At 71.3% G+C, this 10,583-nt stretch carries 9 protein-coding genes; 3 read left to right on the top strand and 6 right to left on the bottom strand.

The annotated features are described in order from the left end of the window. Positions 1-100 precede the first annotated feature (100 nt). From ACFQE5_RS07415 to ACFQE5_RS07390, 6 genes are all read right to left on the bottom strand, one after another. Positions 101-415, bottom strand: coding sequence for an adhesin (locus ACFQE5_RS07415; RefSeq protein ID WP_379584065.1), 315 nt, complete (start codon positions 413-415; stop codon positions 101-103). Between the two features lie 111 nt (positions 416-526). Next, the gene (locus ACFQE5_RS07410; protein ID WP_379584064.1) at positions 527-3,463 is read right to left on the bottom strand and encodes an FAD-binding and (Fe-S)-binding domain-containing protein; all 2,937 of its coding nucleotides are present in this window, start codon (positions 3,461-3,463) and stop codon (positions 527-529) included. Next, positions 3,396-3,845, bottom strand: coding sequence for an FmdB family zinc ribbon protein (locus ACFQE5_RS07405; protein WP_379584063.1), 450 nt, complete (start codon positions 3,843-3,845; stop codon positions 3,396-3,398). Before ACFQE5_RS07405 ends, ACFQE5_RS07410 begins: the two co-directional genes overlap by 68 nt. Positions 3,846-3,915: 70 nt before the next feature. Then, the gene (locus ACFQE5_RS07400) at positions 3,916-5,205 is read right to left on the bottom strand and encodes a hydroxyacid-oxoacid transhydrogenase (RefSeq protein ID WP_379584062.1); all 1,290 of its coding nucleotides are present in this window, start codon (positions 5,203-5,205) and stop codon (positions 3,916-3,918) included. After that, a complete protein-coding gene (locus ACFQE5_RS07395) occupies positions 5,202-5,972 on the bottom strand; it encodes an N-acyl homoserine lactonase family protein (RefSeq protein ID WP_379584061.1) in 771 nt (256 codons plus the stop codon). The genes ACFQE5_RS07400 and ACFQE5_RS07395 overlap by 4 nt, the downstream gene beginning before the upstream one ends. A 142-nt stretch (positions 5,973-6,114) precedes the next feature. Next, positions 6,115-6,816 (bottom strand): GntR family transcriptional regulator, encoded by a 702-nt coding sequence (locus ACFQE5_RS07390; protein ID WP_379584060.1) that lies wholly within the window; start codon positions 6,814-6,816, stop codon positions 6,115-6,117. 111 nt (positions 6,817-6,927) lie between these two features. Here ACFQE5_RS07390 and ACFQE5_RS07385 point away from each other — a divergent pair, with 111 nt between their 5' ends. The 3 genes from ACFQE5_RS07385 (at position 6,928) to ACFQE5_RS07375 (ending at position 10,579) form a co-directional block, all read left to right on the top strand. Next, the gene (locus ACFQE5_RS07385) at positions 6,928-7,836 is read left to right on the top strand and encodes a 1,4-dihydroxy-2-naphthoyl-CoA synthase (protein WP_379584059.1); all 909 of its coding nucleotides are present in this window, start codon (positions 6,928-6,930) and stop codon (positions 7,834-7,836) included. Positions 7,837-7,976: 140 nt separating this feature from the next. Next, positions 7,977-9,164 (top strand): o-succinylbenzoate--CoA ligase, encoded by a 1,188-nt coding sequence (menE, locus tag ACFQE5_RS07380; RefSeq protein WP_379584080.1) that lies wholly within the window; start codon positions 7,977-7,979, stop codon positions 9,162-9,164. Positions 9,165-9,304: 140 nt separating this feature from the next. Beyond that, positions 9,305-10,579 (top strand): hypothetical protein, encoded by a 1,275-nt coding sequence (locus tag ACFQE5_RS07375; protein ID WP_379584058.1) that lies wholly within the window; start codon positions 9,305-9,307, stop codon positions 10,577-10,579. The last annotated feature ends 4 nt before the right edge of the window (positions 10,580-10,583 follow it).

The following is a 10,583-nucleotide window of genomic DNA, read 5'->3' as shown; positions in this document are numbered from 1 at the left end:
CCGGTTCGACAAGCGCGACTACATCTTCCGCGGCACCATCGACGTCGCCTCGATCCGCATCTGGCTCCGAGACCCAGTCACATGATCCACGGGACAGGCTCTAGTCGCCGGGCGTGTTCCCCGGCTTCTGCGGGGCGATGGCGAACCGCAGCTCCTCATGGCCCTCGGACGTCGTGACCGGCTGGACGTCGAGGACCATGTCGTCGAGTACCTGGGCGGCGGTCGCCTCCAGGAAGACCGAGACGCCGTCCCCGGAGAGCACCGTGTCCTGCGCCACCGGCTCGGGCGCCAACGACAGCTCCAGACCTTGGTCGGGGCTTGTCGCCGCGATGCGCAGTCCACCACCCTCCGGAAGATCGGCGTTCGCGGTGAGGGACCTGATGGCTTCGGCCGCGGTACTGGTGATTGCCAACATGCCGCTCCACGGTAGGCGCCCCGCCGCGCCCCCGCTGGGTCACGCGGCATCGAACGGTCCAGCTCATCCCGACCCGTGAGTGCCGAACGGTGTTCTCACACCGTTACGCGCTCACAGGGGTTGCAGGCCCAGGGTGCGGGCGGCGAGCTGGGCGAGGTGCATGGGTTCGCGAGTGCCCGCCTGCCGCAGTTGGGTGCGGCAGCTGAAGCCGTCGGCGACCACGACGACCGCGGCGTCCGCGGCTCGCACGGCCGGGAGCAGGACGCGCTCGGCACACGCCATCGAGACCTCGTAGTGGCCCTTCTCGAACCCGAAGTTGCCGGCCAGTCCGCAGCAACCCGAGTCGAGCACCTCGACGTCCGCCCCGAGCGCGGCGAGCACCGCGCCGTCGGCCTCGGTGCCCAGCTCCGCATGCTGGTGGCAGTGCACCTGGACCAGCGCCTTCACCCCGGGCACCGCGACAGCGTGCGACAGCTCGCCGACGTGCTCGGCGAGCAGTTCCGCGAACGTCCGCACCCCGTCAGCCAGCCGCCCGGCCCGGGGTTCGCCGGGCAGCAGCTCCGCTCCGTCGGCCCGCAGCGCCGCCGTGCACGAGGGTTCCAGCCCGACTACCGGCACCCCCGCAGTGAGCCACGGCTCGATGGTGTGCAGGCTCCGGCGCAGCACCGAACGCGCCGCGTCCACCTGACCGGTGGACGTCCAGGTCAACCCGCAGCACACCGCGCGCGGCGGGATCTCGACCCGGTAGCCGAGCGACTCCAGAACCAGCACGGCGTCGACCGCGATCGCCGGGTCGAAGTGGTCGGTGAACGTGTCCGGCCACAGCAACAGCCGACCACGCCGGCCGGAACCGCGACGGCGATGTCGCGCCGCGCGAAAGGCCGCGGTGAACGTGCGCGGCGCGATCGGCGGGATCGACCGCCTCTCGTCGATCCCGCTCAGCTTCTTCACCATCCCGGCCAACGGACCCCGCGCGGCCGCGTTGAGCGCCTCGACCACGCCCGCCGGAAGCCCACCGACCATCCGCAGCCACCGCGGCAGCGCACCCATCGAGTAGTGCGACGCCGGCCGCCGCCGGTTCTGGTAGCGCTGAGCGAGGTATTCGGTCTTGTATGCCGCCATGTCGACCCCGACGGGGCAGTCGCGCTTACAACCTTTGCAGGACAAGCACAGATCCAGCGCCTCCGCGACCTCGGGCGACTCCCAGCCGCCGGTGATCACCTGTCCGTTCGCCATCTCGAACAGCAACCGTGCCCGGCCGCGGGTGGAGTGCATCTCCTCACCGGTCGCCCGGTAGCTGGGGCACATCACCCCGCCCGTCGCCGTCACGCATTTGCCGACGCCGAGGCAGCGCCGGGTCGCCCGCGCGAAGCTGCCCTGGTCGTGGCCGAACGCCAACTGCGGTGCGTCGGTGATGTTCGGCGTCCCGACGAAGATCCGCAGGTCCTCGTCCAGCCTGGCGGGCCGCACGACCCGCCCCGGATTCATCCGGTCGTCGGGATCCCAGATGCCCTTGAACTCGGCGAAGCCCTCGATGATCCGCGATGGATACATCCGCGGCAGCAGTTCGGCGCGAGCCTGGCCGTCGCCGTGCTCGCCCGACAGCGACCCCCCATGCGCGACGACGAGGTCGGCGGCGTCGATGAGGAAACGGCGGAAGGCGGCGATACCGCCGCGGGTGAGCAGGTCGAAGTCGATCCTGACGTGCACACAGCCGTCACCGAAATGCCCGTAGTAGACCCCGCGGCGCCCGTGCGCCGCGAGCAACTCGTCGAACGCGCGCAGGTAGGCGCCGAGCTTCTCCGGCGGCACCGCGGCGTCCTCCCAGCCCGGCCAGGCCTCCCCGCCGTCGGGCAGGCGGGTCACGATGCCCGCACCGTCCTCCCGGATGCGCCACAGCGCCTTCATCACGGCCGGCTCGCTCACCACGACGCTGGTGGCGCCATGCGGTTTCAGCGCCGCGGCGACGGCATGTGCGCCGGCCTCGGCTTCGGCCACCGTCGCGCCGCCGGTCTCGACGTAGAGCCAGCCGCCGCCGGGCGGCAGCGCCCGCGACGCCCGCTCGAGCGGATTGGCGGCGCGCAGCGCCGCGATGAGCCCCGCGTCCATCCCCTCGATCGTCAGCGGCCGGTGCTCACGCACGGTAAGGACATGATCCGCGGCGCAGTAGGCGTCGGGGAAACCCAGCACCGCCAACGCCCGCGCCGGGGGCGACTCGACCAAGCGCACCGTGGCCGCGAGCACCGTCGCGCAGGTGCCCTCGGTTCCGACCAGCGCCTTGGCCAGATCGACCCGTCCGGGCAGCAACTGGTCGAGGTTGTAGCCGGAAACCCGACGCGTCAGGTCGGGGAACCCGGCGCGGACGGCGGGTGCGTACCGTTCGCCCAGCGCCCGCAGCTGGTCCGGGATCGCACCGGTGGATGGGCCTGAGCCCACGGTGAGCCGCTCGCCGCGGTAGGTCAGCACGTCGAGCGCGACGACGTTGTCCACGGTCTTGCCCCAGGCCACCGAATGCGAGCCGCAGGCGTTGTTGCCGATCATCCCGCCGAGCGTGCAGCGATTGTGGGTCGAGGGGTCGGGGCCGAAGGTCAGGCCGTGCGGTCGGACCGCGTCGCGCAGGGCGTCGAGCACGAGACCGGGCTGGACCCGCGCGGTCCGGGCCACCGGGTCGATCTCGAGAATGCCGTGCATATGCCGGACGAAGTCGAGCACGACGGCGGTGTTGACGGCCTGGCCCGCGATCGACGTCCCGGCCCCCCTCGGCAGCACCGGAACGCCGTGTGCCCGGCAGACGGCGAGGGCCGCCTCGACATCGGCGTCGTCGCGGGGGGACACGACGCCGATCGGGACCCGGCGGTAGTTCGACGCGTCCGCCGACCACATCGCGCGGTGGGCGGCGTCGAAACGGACCTCGCCGGCGACGGTGGCGGTGAGGTCTGCGGCCAGGGCTCGGGGGTCGGTGTCAGGCACACTCACGAGATCAGTGTGGTCCGGTCCCCGGCTCGGGGGTGGCGGGCTCGGCGGCCGGCTGCGGGTGGCCGTGCCCATGACCGTGCCCCGCCGCTACCGCACCGGCGCCCGGCATCGGGTCGCCCGCGCGCAGCGGCGCGTCGTGATAGCGGCCCTCATGGGCGAGGATCGGGCGCTGGTCCCCTGCCAGCTCCGGGTACCTGGCCTCGAGCCGCTGTCTGCGTTCCCACTGCCGCTGCATCCCGGTGACGTACTCGCGGTCGCCGTCATAGACCCCGCGCCAGGTCTGCGGCATCTGTTCCTTCGCCAGCCCGGGGTCGGCCTGGCCACCGAGGCTGATCCCCCCGGGGATCTTGCGGGTCTCCCCGCCGCAGTCCGGGCACGGCGGCGCGGCGGCGTCGCGGGAGGTCAGTCGCTCGAAGCGGATCCCGCAGGCACATCGATAGACATAGATCGGCATCGTCGCAGGTCCTTCGACCCTGTGAGTGCGTAACAGTGTTCTAACACTGTTACGCACTCACAGGGGGGTGTCACCAGTTGGAGATGGACTTCGTGAGGATGTCGGCGATGTCGTCCTCGGTCGGGACCTTCGGACAGGTGGCCAGGAGCCGCTGCTGCTTCATCGTCCCGGGGACCAGATCGGGCACGTCGGCCTCGGTGTAGCCGACCGCACCGATCCCGCTGGGGATCCCGATGTCGCGCATCAGCGAGATGAGCACCGACGGCAGCTGCTCGCGCGGGTCGTTCACCTTGTCCGCGCGGGGGTCCATCAGCTCCGCGGCCCGCAGATGCCGCTGCGGGGCGCTGTCGAAGGAGAACCGGAACGCCTCGGGTGCCGTCAGCGAGACCGACTGTCCGTGCGGGACCATCGGCTCGTCCTGCGGATAGCCGGAGGGCCGGTAGTCGCGCACCATCCCGGCGATCGGATAGCCGTTCGCGTGCGGGATGTGCACCCCCGAGTTGCCGAAGCCCATCCCGGCGAACGTCGCGGCCATCATCATGTTCGACCGGGCCTCGACGTCCTCCGACCCGCGGTGCACCGCATCGCGGAAGGACTGCGCGAGCAGCCGCATCGCCTTCTCGCACCACAGGTCCGACACCGGGTTGGAGCCGCAGTAGGTCACCCGCTCCTCGGGCTTCTTGCGGTCGAAGTCCCGGTACCACCTCGCGGTGTAGGACTCCACGGCATGGCAGACGATGTCCATCCCGGCCGACGCGGTGACCTCCGGCGGCAACGACATCGTCAGCAGCGGATCGATCACGGCGAGTGTCGGGCGCAGCCGCCAGTGGCTGATCCCGGTCTTGACCTTCATCGACAGGATGTCGAGCACGCACATCGCGGTGGACTCCGAACCGGTGCCCGCCGTCGTCGGGATCGCGATCAACGGCCTGAGCTGCCCCGGCGGGGTCTTGGCCGCCCCGATCGGCTTGTTGACATAGTCCATCAGGTCGCCGGGGTAGGTCGTGAGCAGGTTGATCGCCTTGGCGGTGTCGATCGAGGACCCGCCGCCGACCGCGACGAACCCGTCCCACGGCCCCTGCGCGCGGGCGTACTCCGTCGCCTTGTTCATCGAGTCGTCGGTCGGCTCGACGTGCACCCCGTCGAAGATCTCCGACTCGATCTCGTAGCGTTTGAGGTTGTCCGCGATGCGCTGCGGCGCCCCGATCGCGTTGATCCCCGGGTCGGTGACGATCAGGACGCGCTTGACCCCGTAGAGGGACATCTCGAACCCGACCTCATCGGCCGCTCCGGCACCGAACTTCAGCGGCGGCGCGCCCCAGGTGAAGATCGTCTCCTCGGTCAGCTCGGCGATGCTCATGTGTAGGAACCCTCCGACAGCGTCCGGATCGTGTGGATCTGGACCGGGTCGTGCCCGAAGATCATCTGCGCGTCCGTCTTCTCCTGAATGCCGCGCAGCTTCTCCACGGAACGGAACCAGTCCTCGAGGTTGTTCACGATCGCGGCGGGGGCGGCGGGCGGGCCGTAGCTGTCCCCCATGTAGACGGCGTCGGAGGTGAAGATCAACGTTCCGGTGTCGGGCAGGTCGACCTGCATCGACAGACAGCCAGGAGTGTGCCCGGGGGTCTCGATCAGCGAGACGCCCGGGAGGAACTCGGCGTCGCCGGAGACCGTCTCGAACTTCAGGCCCTCGTAGTCGGTTTTGAGGTGGGCTCCGTTGAAGAGCCCGTCGAAGCTGGTGGCGAATGCGAGCTCTTTGTCGTTGACCACCAGTCTCGCGGTGGTGTTGTCGAACATCCGCACGTTGCCCGCATGGTCGAAGTGCAGATGCGACAGGACCACATAGTCGATCTCGTCGAGCCCGACGCCCATCGCCGTGAGCCGGGAGTCGAGGTACTCCTCGTCACTGACCGCGTCGTAGGGGAAGAAGTCCTGGAACCCGGTGGGAGCCCAGCGTTGCTCCCAGTCCCGAGGACAGCTGGTGTCCCAGAGGAGCTTTCCCTCGTCGGTCTCCACCAGGACGCAGTGCGTGGGCACCTCCGACCAGACGACCTTGGCGTCCTTCTCCTGCCGTGGCCGGATGGTTCTCCCCGCCTTGAGCAACAACCAGGTCAAGTCTGCGTGCATCGCCCCGCACGGGATGACGGTCACTTTGTTCGCAGTTGCCATCGTGGTCCCTTCAGCGCTGAGGGGTATCCGCGTGTCCGGCACGCGCACCTCGACGGTGGCATGTGGCATGCCACAGGTCAATCGGTAGCAATGCGTAGTTTCAGCAGGAACTCGTCCAGCCAAGATCGACGTCGACGCAGCCGCCCTCGATGCCGGCCTCCTGCGCGATGAGCAGTTCCGCGGTGTGCTGCAGATGCGCCCGCATCGCCTCGGCGGCACCGTCCGCGTCACCCGCCTCGATCGGTCCGAGGATCTTGCCGTGCTCGGCGACGATGTCCTCGAGGCTGCGCGAGGCGCGGGCCGTGGAGACGCCACGACGCAGCACCATGTCACGCAGCCCGTCGACGAAGTCGGCGAGCCGCTGGTTGCCCGACGCCTCCAGCACGACCCGGTGGAACCGCCGATCGTGCTCCATCAGGCGGAACTCGTCGTCGGCCTTCGCGGCACGCTCCATGGCCTGGTGGAGCCGACCCAACTCACGGCGCCCCGCCGCGTCGAGCTGCCCGACCGCCCGCCGGGTGGCCGGCACCTCCAGCAGCAGCCGCAATGCGAAGACCTCCTCGAGGTCGTGCAGCGAGGTCTGCAGGATCCGCACGCCACGGTTGCGCTCGAAGCGCACCATGCCCTGCTGGGCGAGCTTGATCAGCGCCTCGCGGACCGGCGTGCGGGAGACCCCGAGCTGGTTCGCAAGATTGGCGACGGAGTGCAGGCTGCCCGGCGGCAGCTCACCGGTGATCACCGCGGCCCGCAGCGCGTCGAGCACCTGGGCATTGACGGTCGACGACTGCCTGACCTGCTTCATGCTGAACGCCCCGACACGCGGGGAGATTGGCATGCCACATGTCACCGGTCAACCCGCGGTGTCCGGCCCGCTCGCGGGGGCACGCCGACGGCGGAAAGTAGGGTCGGCGCCGTGAGCAACGCTGTTTCCGAGCTGTTCGACCCCGAAGCCTGGAAGGCCGTGCCGGGGTTCGCGTTCACCGACATCACCTACCATCGCGCCGTGTCGACCGGGGCCGTGCGGATCGCCTTCGACCGTCCCGAGGTCCGCAACGCGTTCCGCCCGCACACCGTCGACGAGCTGTACACCGCGCTCGACCACGCCCGGCAGACCTCGGACGTCGGCTGCGTGCTGCTCACCGGCAACGGCCCGTCACCGCGCGACGGCGGCTGGGCGTTCTGCTCCGGCGGCGACCAACGCATCCGTGGCCGCACCGGTTACCAGTACGCGTCCGGGGAGACCGCCGAAACCGTCGATCCGGCGCGCGCCGGGCGACTGCACATCCTCGACTGCCAGCGTCTGATCCGGTTCATGCCCAAGGTCGTCATCGCCGTCGTACCGGGCTGGGCGGCGGGCGGGGGGCACTCCCTGCACGCGGTCGCCGACCTCACCCTGGCCAGCGCGGAGCACGCCCGGTTCAAGCAGACCGACGCCGACGTGGGTTCCTTCGACGGCGGCTACGGCTCGGCCTATCTCGCGCGGCAGGTCGGGCAGAAGTTCGCCCGCGAGATCTTCTTCCTCGGCCGGGCGTACACCGCCGAGCAGATGCACCGGATGGGCGCGGTCAACGCCGTCGTCGCGCACGAGGACCTGGAGAAGGTCGCGCTGGAATGGGCGACGGAGATCAACGGCAAGTCGCCGACCGCGCAGCGGATGCTCAAGTACGCGTTCAACCTGGCCGACGACGGCCTCGTCGGGCAGCAACTGTTCGCCGGCGAGGCGACCCGGCTGGCCTACATGACCGACGAGGCCGTGGAGGGCCGCGACGCGTTCCTGCAGAAGCGCGAGCCGGACTGGTCGCCCTACCCCTGGCACTACTGAGCCGGCGCCACCGTGATCGGCATTCCGGCTCACCAGCACCGGGTCACCGTGATCGACGGTTGGGCGGCCACCGCCGCGCGCGCCGCGGTCGCAGCCGCCGAACCGGTGATCATGGCCCACAGAGGCCGGTCGTGACGGCCCTGAGGCCGGTACCGGTCGATGGCTCACCGCGGGCCACGGCCCGGCTGGCCGACGCCCTGGCCGCCGCGCTGGACGGCACCGGTCCCGCGGTGGTGCCCGTGGCCCGGGGGACGGCTGCGCCGGCGGCGGGACCCGGGCCCGCCGGAGAACCCGCGCCCGGCACGGCGGTGGTGATCGCCACCTCGGGATCCACCGGCCGGCCCAAGCACGTCATGCTCCCCGCCTCGGCACTGGTCGCCTCGGCCCGGGCCACCGAGCACCGCCTCGGCGGCCCGGCACGCTGGCTGCTGGCCCTGCCCGCCGAACACGTCGCGGGCGTGCAGGTGATCGTGCGCGCGGTGCTGGCCGGAGCGCCACCGCTCACACAGGACCTGCGCGACGGCTTCCGGCCGGCCGATTTCGCCGCCGCCACCGCCCGGTTGCCCGGCCCCGCCGCTCGACGCTGCACCAGCCTGGTACCCACCCAGCTGCTCCGGCTGCTCGACGCGGACGGCGCGCCGCTGGAGGCGCTGCGCAGCTACGACGCCGTCCTGGTCGGCGGGGCGGCACTGGACGCCGAACTGCGCGCGCGGGCCGCGGACGCGGGTGTCTCCGTCGTCGCGACCTACGGAATGAGCGAGACCTCGGGCGGCTGCGTGTACGACGGGGTCCCGCTCGACGGCGTCCGGGTGCGGCTCGAAACGGACGGCCGGATCCTGCTCGGCGGCCCCACGCTCGCGAGCGGCTATCTCGGCGACGTGGACGAGACCGCAGCCGCGTTCGTCAACGGCTGGTTCCGCACCGGCGACCTGGGACGCTGGGACGACACGCGGCTCACCGTCCTCGGCCGGGCCGACGACATGATCGTCACCGGCGGGAGCAACATCGCCCCGGCCGCGGTGGAGCGGGTGCTCACCGCTCAACCCGGGGTCGTCGCGGCCTGCGTGGTCGGGCTGCCCGACCCGCAGTGGGGCGAGATCGTCGGTGCGGCGCTGGTGCTGACGGGGCCCGCCGAGCCGGAACGCCTCCGCGCGGCCGTCCGCGCGGACCTGGGACGGGCCGCGGTGCCCCGCAGGATCCGCGTGCTGCCCGAACTGCCGCTGCGCGGCATCGGCAAGCCCGACCGGGCGATCGTCCGGGCGCTGCTGGGCGCCGCGACCGGCGCAAGCGACACCGGCAGCGAGGACGCAACAGACCCGAATCGGTGACCACAAGCGCCACCTCATGGGTGCGCTCACTCTCTGTTGCTTGACCACGACACCGACATGCGGTGTTGTTCGCATCGAGAATCACAGCAATCACTGTGGTCACCTCGGCAACAGATCGCGGGTCATGGGGGGTCCCGAGCATGTGGACAAGACTGCGCACGGCGTTGCTGCTCGCCGTCACAGCCGTTCTGGTCGCCGGTGTCGCGCCGGCCCATGCGGCCGCTCCGGCGCTCACCACCTGGGTGTCGGACCTGCGATCCGGTGAGGCCGCCGGAGTGCGGACCCGCGCGGATGCCGTCGTGCTCGACCAGCGCACGGCCCGGCGCACACCGCCCGGCGCGCTACGCGGGATGGCCGGGCCGACGCGGCTCACCGAGGGCGCCGCGGATCCCGATCCCGCTGCGCTCGCCTCGACCGGTTTCCTCACCCTCGCCCCGCACGCCCTCGTCCGGCCCACCGACCGCGTCGATTCCCTGGTCGCCGCCGACCTGCCGCCGGGCAGCGCGGTGACCGTCGATGTGCGCGGCAGGACCGCGGGCGGGAACTGGACCGAATGGGTTCCCTCGACGGCGACGGCCACCACCTACCGCAACACCGCGGCCACCGCTCAACTCCCGGAACCGGCCAGCGAGGTGCAGAGCAGGCTCGTACTGACCGGAACACCGGATGCCCGGCCGCTGGTGCGCGACCTGCGGCAGACCGCACACCCGACCTCGGAGACCACCGCGCGCCGCGTCCCGCGCACGGCGCTGAGCTACCGGGTCTTCGCCACCCGGGAGGGGCTGGTCGGCGGCACCACGGCCAACGGACACGTGATCACCGAGCGAGACCACTTCGTCGCGCTGCCCTCGCGGCGGGCCCTGTCCCCACGCGGAACCAGCGACTACTCGGTCAAGGTCTGCGCAGCCAACGGCCGCTGCGCGTTCGCCCCGGTCTGGGACGTCGGACCGTGGAACACCCGCGACGACTACTGGAACCCCCCCGACGTCCGGCAGAACTGGGCCGACCTCCCACAGGGGCTCCCCGAGGCGCAGGCCGCCTACCGCAACGGCTACAACGGCGGCAAGGATCAGTTCGGCCGCACGGTTGTCAACCCCGCGGGCATCGACCTCGCGGACGGGCTGTTCTGGGACGCACTCGGCCTCCGCGACAACGCCTGGGTGACTGTGGACTATCTGTGGACCGGCCCGGCCCGGACCTCGGCGGTCACCGCCACGCAGAACGTCCCGGTCCGCGCCGCGCCCAGCCCGGACGCCGAGATCGTCGGGACCGCGGTGCCCAACGCCGGGGTGCCCGTCCACTGCATCCTGGGCACCGGGTCGAAGGCCTGGCTGCGGATCGGCATCGCCCAGTTCGTCCCCGCGAGCGCGGTACCGGGAGCCGGGGCCGCGAGGGCGTGCCCGGCCGCCCGATAGGTTG

The organism is Pseudonocardia hispaniensis (assembly GCF_042658695.1).
Classification (GTDB): Bacteria; Actinomycetota; Actinomycetes; order Mycobacteriales; family Pseudonocardiaceae; genus Pseudonocardia; species Pseudonocardia hispaniensis.
The sequence above is the reverse complement of the archived record's forward strand: the minus strand, read 5'-3'. Positions and strand labels throughout refer to the sequence as shown.